Source organism: Gordonia sp. NPDC003585 (assembly GCF_040610755.1).
In the GTDB taxonomy this organism is placed as follows: Bacteria; Actinomycetota; Actinomycetes; order Mycobacteriales; family Mycobacteriaceae; genus Gordonia.
Genome location: NZ_JBEXMX010000006.1, coordinates 15,632 through 32,193 on the forward strand (window position 1 = coordinate 15,632; position 16,562 = coordinate 32,193).

The 16,562-nt window shown below is 65.9% G+C and carries 16 protein-coding genes; 3 read left to right on the forward strand and 13 right to left on the reverse strand.

Features of this window, described 5'->3' with window-relative positions; genetic code table 11:
• Positions 1–11 precede the first annotated feature (11 nt).
• Positions 12–908 (reverse strand): PHB depolymerase family esterase, encoded by an 897-nt coding sequence (locus tag ABZW74_RS02570; RefSeq protein ID WP_240860975.1) that lies wholly within the window; start codon positions 906–908, stop codon positions 12–14.
• A gap of 249 nt (positions 909–1,157) precedes the next feature.
• On the opposite strand from ABZW74_RS02570, the gene ABZW74_RS02575 reads away from it, so the two are divergent.
• A complete protein-coding gene (locus ABZW74_RS02575) occupies positions 1,158–1,586 on the forward strand; it encodes a MarR family transcriptional regulator (RefSeq protein WP_355273581.1) in 429 nt (142 codons plus the stop codon).
• Here the strand turns inward: ABZW74_RS02575 and ABZW74_RS02580 are convergent.
• The 11 genes from ABZW74_RS02580 to ABZW74_RS02630 all read right to left on the reverse strand — a co-directional run bounded on the left by ABZW74_RS02580 (position 1,579) and on the right by ABZW74_RS02630 (position 13,777).
• Positions 1,579–2,442, reverse strand: a complete 864-nt coding sequence (locus ABZW74_RS02580; protein ID WP_355273584.1) for a hypothetical protein — start codon at positions 2,440–2,442, stop codon at positions 1,579–1,581. The two genes, ABZW74_RS02575 and ABZW74_RS02580, sit on opposite strands and share 8 nt — an antisense overlap.
• 18 nt (positions 2,443–2,460) lie before the next feature.
• Positions 2,461–3,726 carry a glucarate dehydratase family protein gene (locus tag ABZW74_RS02585; RefSeq protein WP_355273586.1) on the reverse strand — a complete coding sequence of 422 codons (1,266 nt, stop codon included), beginning with the start codon at positions 3,724–3,726 and terminating at the stop codon, positions 2,461–2,463.
• A 13-nt stretch (positions 3,727–3,739) separates the two neighbouring features.
• Positions 3,740–4,675: a 5-dehydro-4-deoxyglucarate dehydratase gene (locus ABZW74_RS02590; protein WP_240860966.1), complete on the reverse strand. Its 936-nt coding sequence runs from the start codon at positions 4,673–4,675 to the stop codon at positions 3,740–3,742.
• 28 nt (positions 4,676–4,703) lie between these two features.
• Positions 4,704–6,299 carry an aldehyde dehydrogenase (NADP(+)) gene (locus ABZW74_RS02595; RefSeq protein ID WP_355273589.1) on the reverse strand — a complete coding sequence of 532 codons (1,596 nt, stop codon included), beginning with the start codon at positions 6,297–6,299 and terminating at the stop codon, positions 4,704–4,706.
• A gap of 163 nt (positions 6,300–6,462) precedes the next feature.
• Positions 6,463–7,464: a 2-hydroxyacid dehydrogenase gene (locus ABZW74_RS02600; protein ID WP_240860963.1), complete on the reverse strand. Its 1,002-nt coding sequence runs from the start codon at positions 7,462–7,464 to the stop codon at positions 6,463–6,465.
• The gene (locus tag ABZW74_RS02605) at positions 7,461–8,195 is read right to left on the reverse strand and encodes a sulfite exporter TauE/SafE family protein (RefSeq protein ID WP_240860961.1); all 735 of its coding nucleotides are present in this window, start codon (positions 8,193–8,195) and stop codon (positions 7,461–7,463) included. The genes ABZW74_RS02600 and ABZW74_RS02605 overlap by 4 nt, the downstream gene beginning before the upstream one ends.
• Positions 8,192–9,220, reverse strand: coding sequence for an oligopeptide/dipeptide ABC transporter ATP-binding protein (locus ABZW74_RS02610; RefSeq protein ID WP_355273592.1), 1,029 nt, complete (start codon positions 9,218–9,220; stop codon positions 8,192–8,194). Before ABZW74_RS02610 ends, ABZW74_RS02605 begins: the two co-directional genes overlap by 4 nt.
• Positions 9,213–10,229: an ABC transporter ATP-binding protein gene (locus tag ABZW74_RS02615; protein WP_240860957.1), complete on the reverse strand. Its 1,017-nt coding sequence runs from the start codon at positions 10,227–10,229 to the stop codon at positions 9,213–9,215. The genes ABZW74_RS02610 and ABZW74_RS02615 overlap by 8 nt, the downstream gene beginning before the upstream one ends.
• Positions 10,226–11,224, reverse strand: coding sequence for an ABC transporter permease (locus ABZW74_RS02620; RefSeq protein WP_355273596.1), 999 nt, complete (start codon positions 11,222–11,224; stop codon positions 10,226–10,228). The genes ABZW74_RS02615 and ABZW74_RS02620 overlap by 4 nt, the downstream gene beginning before the upstream one ends.
• An 18-nt stretch (positions 11,225–11,242) precedes the next feature.
• Positions 11,243–12,169, reverse strand: coding sequence for an ABC transporter permease (locus ABZW74_RS02625; RefSeq protein ID WP_240860953.1), 927 nt, complete (start codon positions 12,167–12,169; stop codon positions 11,243–11,245).
• A gap of 33 nt (positions 12,170–12,202) precedes the next feature.
• Complete coding sequence (locus tag ABZW74_RS02630) at positions 12,203–13,777, reverse strand: ABC transporter substrate-binding protein (protein ID WP_240860951.1); 1,575 nt, start codon at positions 13,775–13,777, stop codon at positions 12,203–12,205.
• Positions 13,778–14,144: 367 nt separating this feature from the next.
• Between ABZW74_RS02630 and ABZW74_RS02635 the strand changes: the two genes are divergently transcribed.
• Together ABZW74_RS02635 and ABZW74_RS02640 are read left to right on the forward strand one after the other, a co-directional pair.
• The gene (locus ABZW74_RS02635) at positions 14,145–15,185 is read left to right on the forward strand and encodes a 2-hydroxyacid dehydrogenase (protein ID WP_355273600.1); all 1,041 of its coding nucleotides are present in this window, start codon (positions 14,145–14,147) and stop codon (positions 15,183–15,185) included.
• Complete coding sequence (locus ABZW74_RS02640; protein ID WP_355273603.1) at positions 15,185–15,580, forward strand: universal stress protein; 396 nt, start codon at positions 15,185–15,187, stop codon at positions 15,578–15,580. The genes ABZW74_RS02635 and ABZW74_RS02640 overlap by 1 nt, the downstream gene beginning before the upstream one ends.
• A gap of 12 nt (positions 15,581–15,592) precedes the next feature.
• On the opposite strand, the gene ABZW74_RS02645 is transcribed toward ABZW74_RS02640, so the two are convergent.
• Positions 15,593–16,486, reverse strand: a complete 894-nt coding sequence (locus tag ABZW74_RS02645; protein WP_355273605.1) for a LysR substrate-binding domain-containing protein — start codon at positions 16,484–16,486, stop codon at positions 15,593–15,595.
• Positions 16,487–16,562: the final 76 nt, after the last annotated feature.

Below are 16,562 nucleotides of genomic sequence, written 5' to 3' on the forward strand. Positions count from 1 at the left end.
GTTCTCCGAATTCAGCGCACGCCCAGCCCGAAGAAGTCGGCGATCGCGGCGGTGGCGTCGAGTGCAGCGGGCTGCGATGCCGATCGAGAACCCGGCCATTCGTGCCCACCACCGGCAACGGTGATGAGCTCGACCGTACGTCCGGCACGGCATCGCGCCGTCGAGATCGTCAGACGTCCCGACCTGCCGATCCTCGGGGGCGCGCACCGATCGGCGTTGCGCCACAACGCATTGTCGGCAGCCACGGACAGTCCGTTCACCCGAGCCCCGCCACCTCCGAAGGGCAGTCCCGGTCCGCCGCGATACGGGACCCGTGGGTCGGCATCGCCATGGATGTGCAGAACGGATGTCGGGGCGGGTGACGAGCACCGGCTGACGATGGTGCCGGCCACGACAGCCACGGCCGCAAACAGATTGGTCTGGCACGCAAGGCGATAGGTCATCATGGCACCGTTGGACATGCCGGTCACGTAGATGCGCCGCGGGTCGATCGAGGTCCTCTTGGACACGTCCGCGACGACCGCACGAATGAATCCCACGTCGTCGACGTTGCGCTGTTGCGCAGGACCACAACAGGTTCCGGCATTCCACGACCGTCGGAATCCGTCGGGATAGGCAACCACGAATCCCCGACGCTGCGCCTGTGAGTCCCACCCATAGGCCCGCTGCGCCTGGCGGGCCGAACCGTATCCGCCATGCAGCACCACGACGAGCGGTGCGGCACCTGGGCGCGATCGGGGCACGAACAGCTGATACTGACGCTCGAGCCCACCATGATTCAGCTGGTGCGACGAGCGGCCGGTCGGGGCGGCAGCCGCGTTCGACGGAACCATCAGGAGTGCCGCAAGCACGGCGAGGCAGACCACGGCGCAAGCATGGCGAGATCGGGTGAGGACCATACGAACCATTTTGACAAGATACTTGCCTAAATGCAACGCCTCTCCTGAGCCGAGGTGCCCCTACCGCTCCCTGAGGTGCGAGGAGCGAAAGCGACGAGCCTCGAAGGGCTGGTGAGACAACAATGTCGTCTCACCAGAGGCTTCGAGGCTCGCAGGCTCGCACCTCAGCCATCGGGACGGCCCTGCTCAGCCAGCGGGAGGGCGCGGATGCATCTAGGAGGCGGCGGAGACCTCTTCCCGATTTGAAAGACTGATCGCATGCAGTTGCCCCCGCGTACGACACCGGCGCTCGTCCAGGCGCTGGCGCGTCGTGCCGGGCCACGGGTTGCGGCGGCATTCGCCGAAGCGGGACTCGACGGCGTCACCCCTGCGCAGGCGGTCGCGCTGGTTCCGCTGGTGGAGTCGCCGCGTCACGCATCGGATCTGGCCGAGATCAACGGTGTCAGCCGGCAAGCCGTCGCCCAAGCCCTCACCGCACTTGAGAAGGGCGGCTACGTTCGGCGGGTCACCGACCCGGACGACGCGCGCGCAAAGCTCATCGAACTCACCGACCGGGGATGGCTGGCTCTGCGCACCATGCGTCGAACGGCATTGGAAGTGGAGCGGGAGTGGGAGGCGACGCTCGGAGCCGAGGACGCAGCCACGTTCCGGGCCCTCCTGAGTCGCTTGCTCGACACGTCTACGTGAAATACGACGCGTACTGCGCATACGGGACCTGCCCAGTGGCGCTTGCCTTGATCGCTCGGGCCACGGCCGGCGGGATCGGGGCCCAGTACGCGGGCATCGCCGCTGCGATGTCGGGCTTCACGATGTAGAGCAACACGAAGTTGACCAGCCACAGTGGCGGCGCCATCGACATACCGACCGTCGCGGTGCGACCGTTCTTGGTGTTGGTGACGAGCTGCGCCTCGCCCGAGATCTGCTGCGAGAAAAACCCAAACGGTAGTTCTGCCGTGTAGGCCGACCGATAGAGCGCTTCCAGGGAGCGCCGCGCACCATTCGCCCGCATCCAGTTCCCGACATAGCCGCCGGGCGCGATGAGCGTGTTCACCTGGCGAGTCGGAGCACTGGCATTCGCCGGACTCTGCAACATGCCGCTCTTGGTGACGTAGAGGCCGTAGCTGCCCAGGATGGAACCGCCGAAACCGGGGCGCCCGTTGGTGTTCGTCAGGATACCCAGACAGGCATCGATGATCTTGGCAGACTGCTTCGACCCACCCACGCCGCTGCCCGTGACGAAATCGCGATACTGTTTCTCGCTCAACGCGTCGGCCGGCGTCAATCCCAGGCCGCGTGCGATCCGTTCCGCGGCCTGACGACCCACGGGTCGGTTCAGCTGACCGGGCGACGTCAACTTCGCCGGCGCGTAGGGAAGGTAGCGCTCCGGCCCGGCGAATGGTTGCGCAAAACCTGTGTCCTGCGTCTGCGCACGAGGCGGTGCCCCGTGCGCCGACGGAGAGATCACGAGGGGAATCGCGCACATCGTCATGATGAGCGGGACGATGATGACACTGCGAAGTCTGCGCGACGGGCGAACTGGCATGGCGAACCATACCAACGCTCACCAACGCGGACAGGTGTTCTCGAAACTCGGGTCGATCGACTTCATGTAACCGGTGTCGTCGCGATCGCGCACACCGCAATCCAGGTACTGCTGATGCAGCCGCTCCAGCGCGGCCTCGTCGACCTCGACACCGAGCCCAGGGCCGGTCGGCACCGGCACCGCCCCGTCGACAAAACCGAGCACACCCGGCTTCACCACATCCTCGGTCTTCCACGGCCAGTGGGTGTCACACGCATAGGTGAGATTCGGTGTGGCGGCGGCCAGATGGGTCATCGCGGCCAGGCTGATGCCGAGATGGGAGTTGGAGTGCATCGACAGGCCCATCCCGAAGGTGTCGCAGATTCCGGCGAGCAGTCGCGATCGCTGCAGACCACCCCAATAGTGATGATCGGACAGCACCACCGACACCGAATTCTTGCGCATGGCCGGCTCGAGATGATCGAAGGCGACGACGCACATGTTGGTCGCGAGCGGCATCTTGGCCTCGGCGGCCACCTCGGCCATCCCATCGAGTCCCGGTGTGGGGTCTTCGAGATACTCGACCACGCCGTCGAGTTCGGCGGCCACCTTGATCGACGTGTCGACGGTCCAGGCCGCATTGGGGTCGAGTCGCAGTGGCACATCAGGGAATTCGGCGGCCAAGGCCTTGATCGCCGCGACTTCCTCATCCGGCGGGAAGACGCCGCCCTTGAGTTTGATTGCGGTGAAGCCGTACTCGTCGATCATGCGATGCGCTTGGCGGATCAGCCCACCGGGCTCGATCGCCTCACCCCAGCTGTCGTCGACTCCGCCGGGATGACCGGCCCATTTGTAGAACAGGTAGGCGCTGAACGGGACCCGATCGCGCACCGCGCCGCCGAGCAAGTCGCTGACGGGTCGTCCGAGGGTCTTGCCCTGCACGTCGAGACACGCGACCTCGAAGGGCGAGAACACCCGGTCGGTGGTGCTGGCGGTGGTGATCATGCCGGCGACGCCGTCACCGCCGGTCACCGAGAGCTGACCGATCCGATCGTCGATGGTTGCGCGTATCAGGTTGAGGGAGAACACATCCAACCCGATGATTGCTTCCGCGGCGGCTTCCATCCGGGTGATGTGCGCAGTATCGGCATACGTCTCGCCGACTCCCTGCAGACCGCCGGCGGTATCGATTCGGATGATCGCCCGCAACGCATACGGCTGGTGCACACCAACGGTGTTCAGCAATGGCGGGTCGACGAATGCCACGGGTGTGACGGTGACGCCGGTGATGACTGTCGGTTGCATGGGACCGGCTGCCTCAGACGGCCGCGCTGGTGGCCAGCGAACCGGCCAGGACGGCACGACCAGCGGCGGTGATTCGTTCGAGTTCCGCGCGATGCTCGTCGGTGAGTCCGACGAGAGGTGCGCGTACTGGTCCGGCGTCGATACCTTCCATGGTCACGCCCTCCTTCACCAGCGACACCGCATACCCGGGAACCTTGTTGCGCAGGCGCACGAGTGGGTGGAAGAAGTCCCGCAGCAACGCCTCGGTGAGTTCGGTGTTGCCGGTTTCCAGCGAGTTGTAGAACGCGAGGGCCAGTTCCGGCGCGAAGGCGAAGGTCGCCGACGAGTACAGGGTCACGCCGATGGCGCGGTAGGCCTGCTGGGTGATCTCGGCGGTCGGCAGGCCGTTGAAGAACAGGAACTCCTTGCCGGAATCTGCCAAGGCAGCCTTCACGGCGATCACGATCCGCGACACGTTGTCGAGATCGCCTGTGCCGTCCTTGAATCCGATGACGGTGGGCAGCTGGGCGACCTTGATCGCGGCGGCTTCGTCGAAGACCGCGTTGCCACGGTTGTAGACGATGACCGGCAGGTCGGTGGTCGATGCGACGGCGCGCGTGTACTCGACGAGTCCGGCCGGCGGCATGGTGACGAGATACGGTGGGAGCAAAAGGATTCCGTCGGCACCATTCGCCTTGGCACTGGCCGCGAATTCCTTGGCCTGGACCAGCGAACCGCCGGCACCGGCGAACACCGGCACCCGACCGCCGACGGTCTCGACGGTGCGGCGCACGATCTCGCCGAACTCGCGCAGGCCGAGCGCATGGAATTCGCCGGTGCCGCAGGCGACGAAGACGCCGCCGGGGCCGGCTGCGACACCGCGGTCGATGTGCTCGACGAGACGGTCGTAGTCGACCTCGCCGTCGGGGCCGAAGGGTGTGACGGGGAAGAACAGTACGCCGTCAAGCATGGTGAGCTCCTTGAATTTCTGTGTGTGGTCAGTCGCGGGTGAGTTCGCCGTCGATGCGGCGCCAGATGTGTTCGGGGTTGCCGTCGGCGATGGCGGCAGGCCGCAGGGCGTCGGGGACGTCCTGATAGGCAACGGGTCGCAGGAATCGTTCGATCGCCAGCGATCCGACGGAGGTGGTCCGGCTGTCGGAGGTCGACGGATACGGCCCGCCGTGCACCATCGCGTGCCCCACCTCGACGCCGGTGGGCCAGCCGTTGAACAGGATTCGACCGGCCTTGAGTTCCAGATCGCTCACGAGGTCGGCGGCGGCGGCGTGATCGCCGTCGGCCGCATGGACGGTCGCCGTCAGCTGGCCTTCCAGCTTGGTGGTGACCTCGCGCACCTGCTGCTGGTCTCGGCATTTGACGATCAGGCTCGACGCTCCGAAGATCTCGTCCTGCAACTCGGATGACGCGAGGAAGGTGTCGGCGTCGGTGGCGAACAATGCCGCACGGCATGCGTTGGGGCCATCGGGCTGTTCACCTCGCGCCACCACCGTTGCCGCCTTGTCGAATTCGTCGACGCCGGCGGAGTACGACCGCGCGATGTTCGGCGTCAGCATCGGGGTCGGACTACAGGCGGCCACGGCCTGGGCAGCGGATTCGATGAAGGTGTCCAGGTCGGGGCCGTCGACCGCGATCACCAGGCCGGGGTTGGTGCAGAACTGTCCCGAACCCATCGTCAGCGAACCGACGAAGGCCTTGCCGAGACCCGCAGCATCCGCACGGAGTGCGCCCGCCAGTGGATACACCGGATTGATCGAGCTCATCTCCGCGTAGACCGGGATCGGCTCGGGGCGGGCTGCCGCTGCACGAACGAGAGCTGTACCACCCGAACGAGATCCGGTGAAGCCGACGGCCTTGATGTTCGGGTCGGTGACCAGCGCGACACCGAGTTCCGAACCCGCGCCGTACAGGAGGGAGAAGGTGCCCGCAGGCATGCCGGTGGCCGCGATAGCGGCGGTGATGGCCTGGCCCACCAGTTCCGAGGTTCCCGGATGGGCGTCATGGGCCTTCACCACGACCGGGCAGCCGGCGGCCAGGGCCGAGGCCGTGTCGCCGCCGGCGACGGAAAACGCGAGGGGAAAGTTGCTGGCGCCGAACACCGCCACCGGCCCGAGGGGGATGCGGCGCTGGCGGATGTCGGGACGGGGCAACGGCGTCCGGTCCGGCAGCGCCGGGTCGATACGTGCGCCGTGCCAGCTGCCCTCCCGCAGCACGCTCGCGAAGAGCCGCAACTGCCCGCTGGTGCGGCCGACCTCACCGGTGATCCGGGCGGCGGGGAGTCCGGTCTCGGCGGTTGCCCGCTCGACCAGCTCGTCGCGTGCCGCGTCGACGTTGTCGGCGATGGTGTCCAGGAAGTGCGCACGGTCGGCCGAGGTGGTGTTGCGGTACGGGCCGAACGCCTGCCACGCGGCCGCGGTCGCGCGTTCGACGTCGGCGGCATCGCCATGCCCGTACGCGGGCGTCAGCAGTTTGTCGGTTGCCGGATTCACGGCCTGGATCGCCCGGCCGGTTCCGGTGACGTACTCACCGGCGATGATCATCTGCCCGGTCAGTGTCCCGGTCCGTTCTGCGGTCGTCATCTGTGTCTTCCTTCGCCGATTCGTCGACTGTGCGGTGGTGGAGTGGCGCCGATCGCGGTGGGGATCGCTCGCCGCGATCGGTGCCATGTTCTGACGGTAAGTCCGGTTATCCATTCATGTCCAAGTCAAATTCAGTGCCCATCGATGCTTACACCGTATCGACCTAGGTCGCAGGGTTACTACCCGCCGGCGGCCACACAATTCGATCCAGCGGCCGGCCGTCGACGAGGCGTCGGATGTTGTCGGCGACATCGTGTACCCGCCCGACGAACGTCTCGGCACTCACTCCCGAAGTGTGCGGCGTCATCAACAGATTCGGCAGCTGCGCGAAGGGCAGGTCCGACGGTTCGGCGCGATCGCCACCGGCGGGGTATCGATACCAGACGTCGATCGCCGCGCCTCCGATGACGTTGTCTCGCAACGATTCGTACAGATCTCGTTCAGCGATGAGGGGCCCGCGACCGACATTGATCAGAATCCCGTCGGACCCGAGACAGGACAGTTCCTCGGCGCCGATCATGCCCTCGGTGCGTTCGTTCAGCGGCGCCGAGACCACCACCACGTCCGACTCGTGCATGAGCCGCTTGAGCTCGTCGGTGTTCGAATACCATTCCAGGCCAGCAGGTTCGGTGATACGACCGGACCCGGTGACTGCACAACCACGGGCAGCGAAGGCAGCGAACAACTCCGCGCTGCGCCGGCCGATGTGACCAAAGCCCACATAACCGATCATCGCGTTGCGCAGCGTGTGTGGCTGCGCCAGACCGTCGCGGTAGACCGAGGTCGCCCAGTTGTTCCTGCGCAGTTCTGCATCCTGGCGCAGGAGGCCGCGTCGCAGCATCACCGCGGACGAGACCACGTACTCGGCGATCGCATCCTCGTGATGAAACGTGTTGGCCACCATGGTGCCGGCCGGCAAGTCCGCGGTACTCACCTTGTCGGTGCCCGCCCCGACCGCATGCACGAGTCGCAGTCCCGTACCGGCTCTCGCCATGGCCGGAGTCACCCGCCCGCCGATGTACACATCTGCGTCGCCGATGTCGTCGACCAGACGGCTCTCGTCAAAACTCTCGTGCCAGGAGAACTCTAGATCTGCCGTGTCGAGCAGAGACAGAAAGAGTTCCTTGTGTGGCAGTACGTTTCGTTCACCAATGACGACCTTCACGGCAACTCCTTGAAGAATAGGATCTGCTGCCCGATGAGCAGCAACGCACCGATCGTCGACACCACGATGGACACGGTGCGCAACCGCTTGGCGTCGAGCAGGCGATTCACGTAGCGGGATGCGAAGTAGCCGACCACGACTGCCGGAATGAGTACGACAAACGCCACCGCGATCTCCCGATGGAGGTGACCCGCAGCCGCCAAGGCACCCAGCGACATGAGACTGCCCACCAGGAAGAACGCGCTCATATTGCTGCGCACGCGGGCACCTTCGGAGCCCGACATCACCAAGGCCATCGGCGGTCCGCCGATCGAGGTGGCGGTACCGAGCAAGCCCGACGCGGCCCCCGCGGTGGCCAGCGCACGCCGACGCGGACGCGGTTGCCAGCCCAGCGCGGCAAGGACCACACCGCCGAGCACCACACCGGCAAGCATCAGCGCCAGTCCGCGCTCGGGAAGCCAAACCAGCAGCAGTGCACCGGCGATGGTGCCCGGGATTCGTCCGACCAACGCCCATCCCGTGCCACGCAGGTCGAGCGCTTCCCGCTCTTTCACCACCACCATCAGCGTGACCACGGTGGCCGACGCGATGAGCGTGCCCGGCAACAACTCTGGCGCCACCAGGGCCACCACCGGCGCTGCGAGCATGCCCATGCCGAAGCCGATCGACGCCTGCATACACGCGGCGAGGCACACCGTCACGGTCACCACGGCCAGGATGGCCACGGTCATGCGACCGCGGGCGTCCCGAGGGCGACGCGACCACGCGGGTGATAGCACTCGGCGACGTGGCCGGCGTCGGCCAGATCGTCCACGATCGGCGGCAACTGCGTCGCGCAGATGTCGGTGGCATGCGCGCATCGGGTCCGGAATCGGCAGCCCGACGGCGGGTTCAGCGGCGACGGAACCTCACCCGACAACAGGATCCGTTCGCGACGGTGCGTCGCATCCAGTGACGGCGCCGCCGACATCAGGGCTTCGGTGTACGGGTGCGCCGGATGATCGAAAACCGATTCGGTGCTGCCGGTTTCGACGATCCTACCGAGGTACATCACAGCGACGCGGTCGGCGACGTGCCGCACCACCGACAGGTCGTGCGAGATGAAGATATAGGAGATGTCGAGTTCATGTTGAAGGTCGTTGAGCAGGTTGAGAACCTGCGCCTGTACCGACAGATCGAGTGCCGAGACCGGCTCGTCGCAGATGATCACCTCGGGGTTGAGCGCGAGCGCGCGCGCAATCCCGAGTCGCTGACGCTGGCCGCCGGAGAACTCCTGGGGGCTACGGTGTTCGTCGCTGGGTCGCAGACCGACCAGATGCAGCAGCTCGCGAACGCGGGCTGCGCGATCCCGCTTGCGCGGGTACAGATCTCGATGCGTACGCCACGGTTCGGAGATGATCTCGGCCGCGTTCATGCGCGCGTTCAGTGATGCGTACGGGTCTTGGAAGACCATCTGCACCTTGCGTCGTAGAGCAACCAGGTCCTTGCCCTTGAGCCGGTACGGATCGGTGCCGTCCCAGCGCACGGTACCGTCGTCGGGCCGCTCGAGCATCATCAGAGTGCGTGCGAGTGTGGACTTGCCGCAGCCGGATTCACCGACCAGACCGAGGGTCTCCCCCTTGCGCAGGTCGAGGTTGATGCCGTCGAGCGCGCGGAGCTGCTTGCGCCCAGACTTTCCCGACACCGTGAATGTCTTGCCGACGTCACGGACTTCGAGGACCTGGGCTGGGTCGCGTTCAGACTGTTGTTCAGGCATTGCTGGTCTCCTCCGGGAAATGGCAGGCTGCTTTGCGGCCTTCACCTACCGATTGCAGAGTCGGTCGTTCTTGGACGCATCGTCCGCGTGCCAGTGGGCAGCGCGCCTGGTAGACGCAGCCGGTCGGGATCGAGTGCAGGTCCGGTGGTGTCCCGCCGATGGACTTGAGATCGGCACCGCGCTCGGCGCTCACCGGGACCGAGTCGAGCAGCCCCTTCGTGTAGGGATGCTTGGGATTGCCGAACACCTCGGCAACCGTGCCGGTTTCGACGACGTTGCCGGCGTACATGATCGCCACCCGGTCGGCCTGTTCGGCCACCAGGGCCAGGTCGTGGGTGATGAGTACCACCGCCATGTCGTGTTCGGTGCGCAGCCGCGCGAGCAGCGCCATGATCTGCGCCTGGACGGTGACGTCGAGCGCGGTCGTCGGCTCGTCGGCGAGAAGTACCTTGGGGCTCAGGGCAACCGCCATCGCGATCAGCAGCCGCTGCCGCATACCGCCGGAGAACTGATGGGGGTAAGAGTCGATGCGCGTCTCCGGTTCCGGAATCCCGACGTGGCGCATCAGTTCGATGGCCTCATGGCGCGCCTGCTTGCGGCACATCTTGCGGTGGATGCGAAACGGTTCGGCCAGTTGGGTTCCCACCGTGTAGACGGGATTCAGTGCCGTGAGCGCGTCCTGGAAGACGATGGCCAGTTCGGTGCCGGCCATGTCGCGGCGTTTGCCGGCTGACGCGGTCACCAGGTCGACGTCGTCGAGGTTGATGGAGCCGTCGGAGATCTCCGCGATGGGGTCGAGCAGACCGACCAGCGCTTGCGCGGTCATCGACTTGCCGCAGCCCGATTCTCCGAGGAGAGCGAGGGTCTCGCCGCGTCGGGCCAGGAAAGAGACGTGGTCGACGGCCCGCACGGTCCCGGTCGGCGTGCGCAGATCGACGGTCAGGTCGGAAACCTCAAGGGCGACAAGTTCGTCCGTGCGCGATTTCCGGTCAAGGGTGGGTGCACTCATCGCACGGCCTTTCGTGAGGAGAAGAAGCGCTTACGGGCTTTGGGGGTGGTCAGGCGCCAGCGCTGACCGGGATCGGTGGCAATGCGAGCCCATGCCGCGAGGATCGTCGCCGAGACCGTCGTGACGACGATGGCCAGACCGGGGAAGAACGAGAGCCACCACGCGGTCTGTAGGTACGTCCGGCCCTGCGACACCATCAGACCCCAGCTCACCTCGGGCGGCTGGATGCCGATGCCCAGGAACGACAGTGACGATTCGGCGAGCATCACGTAGCAGAAGTCGAGCGTAGCCACGGTCAACAAGGTCGGCAGCAGGATGGGAAGCACGTGACCGCGCAGGATGCGCCCACTACTGGCGCCGAATGTTCGTGCGGCGTCGACGAAGACGCGGCTCTGCAGTTCGGCGGATTCGGCGCGGGCGGTGCGCAGGTAGATCGGGATGCGGGTGATGGCCAGGACCGCAACGATGTTGGCCGCGCTCGGCGAGAACACGTAGAGGATGACCACTGCCAGCAGCAACGACGGGAAGCTCATGATGACGTCTGCGACGCGCATGGCGAAGGTTTCCCGCCAGCCCCGGTGATAGCCGGCCCACATGCCGATCGCCGAGCCGATGACGCACGAGATCACCACCGCGGGAACGGACACCATCAGCGTGGTCTGGCAGGCCACCACCAACCGCGCGAACATGCTGCGGCCGAGGGGGTCGGTGCCGAGGAAGTTCATCGCGCCGGTGTCGAGGTTGAACGGCGGCAGATTCGACTCGTCGAGGTTCTGCTCGGTCGCGGCGTCGCCCACCAGCCATGGGCCGAAGATCGCCGTGAACAGGGCGATCCCGAGGATCACCGCGGCCACGGTGGCGAGCTTGTCCCGCAAGAGAAGTCGCCACAACGGCAACTTGCTCGACGGCACCTTCTTGGCGGCGACCGAGTCGCCCATCGGGTCGGTCGACGCGACAGGGCTGGTCGGGTCGAGGGGTTCGGTGACGATCGACATCTGGGTCCTCCTAGACCTTTAGACCGTGGCCTTGTCACGAACACGCGGGTCGAGAAGCGCCAACCCGGCGTCGATGGCGATGTTCAGGATGAAAATGCTGACGGCAGTGAGCAGTACGGCCGCCTGCAGGACTGCGAAGTCGCGCTGCAAGATGGAGTCGATCATCAGCTTGCCGATGCCGGGCCACCCGAAGATGGCTTCCACCACCACGGCACCGTTGATCAGTCCGACGGCGAGGTCGCCGGCGACGGTCAGCGCGGGTGCGGCGGCGTTGCGCAGGGCGTGGTGGGTGACGACCCGTAGGTCGCCGGCGCCTTTACTGCGCGCCACCTTCACGTAGGGGGCCGACAGCGCCGACACCATGGCCCCGCGCACCACCTGCGTCAGCACGCCGAGCGGCCGGATCATCAGGGTCGCGATGGGCAGTACCCAGGCGAGCATCCCACCGGTGCCCGACGTCGGCAGCCATCCCAGCACGACCGCGAAGATCCAGATGCCGGTGATCGCGAACCAGAAATCGGGGACGCTCGCCGCGGTCATCGACAGCAGACTCGAGAAGCGGTCGGCCAACGAGTTGGGTCGGTAGGCGGCCCAGCATCCGATGATGACCGAACCGAGGATCGACAGCACCAGCGTCATGAAGGCCAGCTGCAGGGTCGCCGGAAATGCCTTGAGCGCCATGGCCGCGGCATCCTGGCCGGTCTTGAGGGACTCGCCGAAGTCGAGATGGAGGACGCCGGAGAAGTAGTCGACCATCTGTTGCCACATGGGTTTGTCGAGCCCATTGGCGGCCGCGAACTCGGCGCGCTGCTCGTCGGTCGCGGAGACCGGCAGGTAGAGATTGGTGGGATCGCCGGTCAGTCGCGCCATGAAGAACACGCCGAACAGGACGATGATCAGCGGGATGAGGCTGGTGAACATCCGGCGTCGGAGGAAGGTGAACATCGTGGGCCTTATCTTGTTCGTGACTGTCGCTGATCAGTCGTTGTCGGAATCGGCGTGGGTCATCTCGGCCAGACGCATCTCGTCACCGGTCGCCGAATTCGGCTTGTAGGAAACCTTTTTCGACTTGGCGAGGACCGCTTGCATGTGCGCGATGTAGGCGTACTGGCGGATCTGGATCGGTTCGTTGGCGAGGACCTGCGCCAGCGCGGCCTGTCGGGGCGGGCCGGTGAGTGCCTCCGCAGCGCGGATCTCCCGGTCGTAGGCGGCGGTGCCGAAGGTGCTCTGATACCCGTCGGACAGCATGTACTGATCGAGGGTGAACTGTGTGTCACCGGCCTGATTGCCGTGCATGATCATGAGCAGGACGGGTCCTGAGCCGGCAACGAACGGCCTTGTCTGGTACTGCATCTGACCGGAGGTGTCCATCATCTCGATCTTCACGTCGAGCCCGATCTTGGAGAGGGTGTATTGAATGTTCTCAATGGTCTCGTTGATCTTGGGGAACTGACCCGTGCGCCCGATCAGACGGATCTGCCGGTCGACGGGGACGCCGGCGGCACGCGCGTCGTCGATGAGACTCTTCGCCCTGTCGAGGTCGTATGGCGTCGGTGTCAACGTGTCGTTGTAACCGACGATGCCCTTGCCGACGAGTTGGGCGGCGGGCGTACCAAGATTCTGGAACAGCGCCTTGACGATCCCGGCGCGATTGATCGAGAGGTCGATGGCCTCGCGGACGCGGAAGTCGTTGAGCGGGGCGTCGGTGCCCTGCATGCGCAGTGCGGTGGTCTCGTTGTTGGTGTAGGCGATACCGAGGTCGCCCGCGCCGTCCTCGGGACCCAACTGGGTCGCGATGTCGGCCTCGTCGTTGGCGACCATCGCGGCACGCACGCTGCCCTCGGTACGCCACTGGTACACGGCCCGCGTGTATTGCGGCGCCTGTCCGTGGTAGTTCGGATTGGCCTTCAAAACGATTCGCTGGCCGGAATCCCAGAAGTCCACCATGTACGGCCCGGTGCCGACGGGTTCGCGGACCTTGTCACCGGCATCGGTGGTGCGCGGAACCATCTCGATGAACGAAACGCGCAGCGGCAGAATGGGGTCCGGCGCTTCTGTGCGGAGTTCGACGGTCTTGGCGTCCGGGGTGGTGACCTCGATCTTGCTGTCGTCGAACACATATCCATTGACGTCGCAGCCGATCGCACCGTTGAACGTCCGCTTGATCGAGAACGCCGCGTCCTCGGCGGTGAACGGAGCACCGTTGCTGAACTTCACCCCGTCGACCATGGTGAACCGCCACACATTGGGTTCGACCTGCTTCCAGGAACTCGCCAGCTTCGGCAGCAGCGTTCCGCTGTTGGGATCGCGCTCGATCAGCGGTTCGGTGATGTTGGACCGCACCACCACACCGGTCGCGGTGAGCGAGGCGTCGCACGGCTCCAGCGTCGGCGGCTCCTGCGGGAGCACGATGCGCAGCGTGTTGGGGCTCGCGCTCTCGCTCTGGGTCGTGTTGGCGACGCTGCAGCCACTGACGGCCAACAGCGCGACGGCTGCTGCCGCGGCGAGCACGCCGGCCTGGCGTCGCGAGGAGCGCTTGGACGCCATCTGCATGAGAACCTCCGATGAAGAGCTGTCGAGTGATTCGTGGGGGCTGAGGCCACGTTGTGTGACGGTAGACACACGCTAAGAGCGGTCGAACGGAACCGTCAACAGCACAAAACCCCTGCACATGGCCATTTCGAGGGTTACCGGGCGGTTCGGCGGACTCGACGTAGAGCATGATTCGGACCCCGAAAACCGGCCTGACCTGTTGGTTTCCCGACACGCCGATCGAGTCGCTGAATCGTCGCGGCCGAGTCAATGCCGTTTGGGCATCGATCCATGTTATTTGCGTGTTGGACAGGTATTCCCAGGCAGTCCTACCGTGGATTCATCAGCCCAGGACACCCATATGTCCGCAACCGGTCGAGGAGGACCGATGAGCAGCAGCCTCGCCAGTACGGACACATCCGAAGAAGTCGTTGCACGACAGCACTTTTCGTCGGACTCCGGCACCGTGCTGCGGGTCGGCCCGCTCAAGCCTTCATTGGAGGAGACGCTCTCTGAGCACTACGACGCGGATCTGCTGCCCGATGGGCCCATGCGGGCGCAGTTCCTGGCCACACACGCCGACAAGATCACCGCAGTGGTCACCTCCGGCCGGACCGGCGTCGACGCCGAGTTGATGGCCGCACTGCCCAACCTGGGCGCGATCATCCACTTCGGCGTCGGCTACGACACCACCGACGTGGGCCGGGCCACGGAGCTGGGAATCGGGGTGAGCAACACCCCCGACGTCCTCAACGACTGCGTCGCCGACACCGCCGTGGGCCTGGTCCTCGACACAATGCGCGGATTCACCGCCGCCGACCGCTATGTCCGGGCGGGCCGCTGGCCGGTGGAGGGCAACGTGCCGTTGGCCCGCAAGGTGTCGGGCGCCCGCGTCGGCATCATCGGTCTGGGTCGCATCGGTTCGGCAATCGCCAAGCGGCTCAGCGCATTCGATTGCGTCATTGCCTACCACAACCGCCGCGAGGTCAGCGGTTCTCCGTACCGCTACGTCGGCTCGGCAATGGACCTGGCCCGCGACGTGGACGTGTTGATCGTGGCCGCCGCCGGCGGGTCCGGCACTCGGCATCTGGTCGGTCGTGAGGTTCTGGAAGCACTCGGCCCCAACGGTTTTCTCGTCAACGTCGCACGCGGGAGCGTCGTCGACGAAGACGCACTCATCGACCTTCTCCAGTCCGGGCAGCTGGCCGGCGCGGGCCTCGACGTCTTCGCGCGGGAACCACACGTGCCGGCCGCCCTGATCAACATGGACAACGTGGTGCTACTGCCCCACCTCGCAAGCGGGACGGTCGAGACCCGCGCCGCGATGGAAGCCCTGACCTTGCAGAATCTCGACACCTATCTGGAGATCGGCGACCTCGTGACCCCCGTCGTCGAACCGCGTCGTCCGACTGCCCGAAAGGACGCATGATGAGCGTCGTACTCAGCTACATGCCGACCACCGAGGGTCGCGGTGCACTGCCCTTCGGCTTTGCCGAGGCCCGCATGCGCAACACCGACGTGGTGGTCGTGGCCGACGGCGACAGCTCGTCGTCGACCGACTTCGTGGTCGACCTGGAGACCGCGCGCAGCACGGCCGGCGCCGACGACGTCAACTACCGTGTCGCCGAGAAGGACAACGGGTTGTCGCACGCCGACGCCCTCATCGACGCCTCCTACGACGACGACGTCGAACTCCTCGTGATCGGACAGCGACGCCGCTCCCCCGTCGGAAAACTGTTGACCGGCAGCGTCGTCCAGCGCGTCCTGCTCGATGCCCAGTGCCCCGTCGTCGCCGTCAAACCCCCGGTGCGCGCAGCTGTTTGAGGAACTACCCTGTCAGATCCACTCCCGCTCCGGCAGAACATCTTTCATCAATCGATGTAGCGCCGGATTGGTGTTGTCGGCCCGCCAGGCCACGTTCATCTGAACCGGACGGTCGCGTACGGCTCTGACCTCTTTGAACACGACGCCGTCGGGATGCATGGTCATCGCCGACTCCGGAACCAGTGCCAGTCCCAGGCCGGAATGCACCAGCACCAGCATCGTGTGGACCTGCGTGACGAACTGGACGTAGCGGGGCGACGCCCCGACCGCGGTGAAAGTGCTGATCAGCAGTTCATTGAAATATCTTGCGTCCGTTGGTGAATACATGATGACAGGCTGGGCGTCGAAGTCCTCGATGGTCAGGTGCTCGACGTTCGCGAGGGGGTGGTCGGCGGGGACGGCGGCCACCAGTCGTTCGTGATGCAGCGGTCGGGTCAGGATGCCGGGCCGGGACACGGGGGGTCGAACGATGCCGAGGTCGAGGTCGCCCCCGGCGAGACCCTCGATCTGGGCCGCGGTGACCATTTCTCGCAGCACGAGCCGGACATCGGGCAACATTTCGCGAGCGCGCTGCATGAGCCGCGGGAGGACGGCACGGGCCGACGCCCCGGTGAATCCGACCGTCACCGTGCCCAGGTCGCCGGCGGGAACACGCTGGACGGTGAGCGCCGCACTCTCGGCGAGGGCGACGATGCGTCGGGCATCGGGGAGAAACGCCGACCCGGCCGCGGTCAGCGACACCGCGCGGCTGCTGCGTTCGATCAGCTGCACACCGAGCTCGTGCTCGAGTTGCTGGATCTGTCGGGACAGCGGCGGCTGGGTCATGTGCAGACGCTCCGCGGCCCGGCCGAAGTGCAGTTCCTCGGCGACGGCGATGAAGCAACTCAGGCGCGACAGTGAGAACATCGATCCACTTCCGGCATCGTGACACCGCACGTCACGATGCCCGTTGGATCACACTAACGCAGCCGCGTCGGGAATC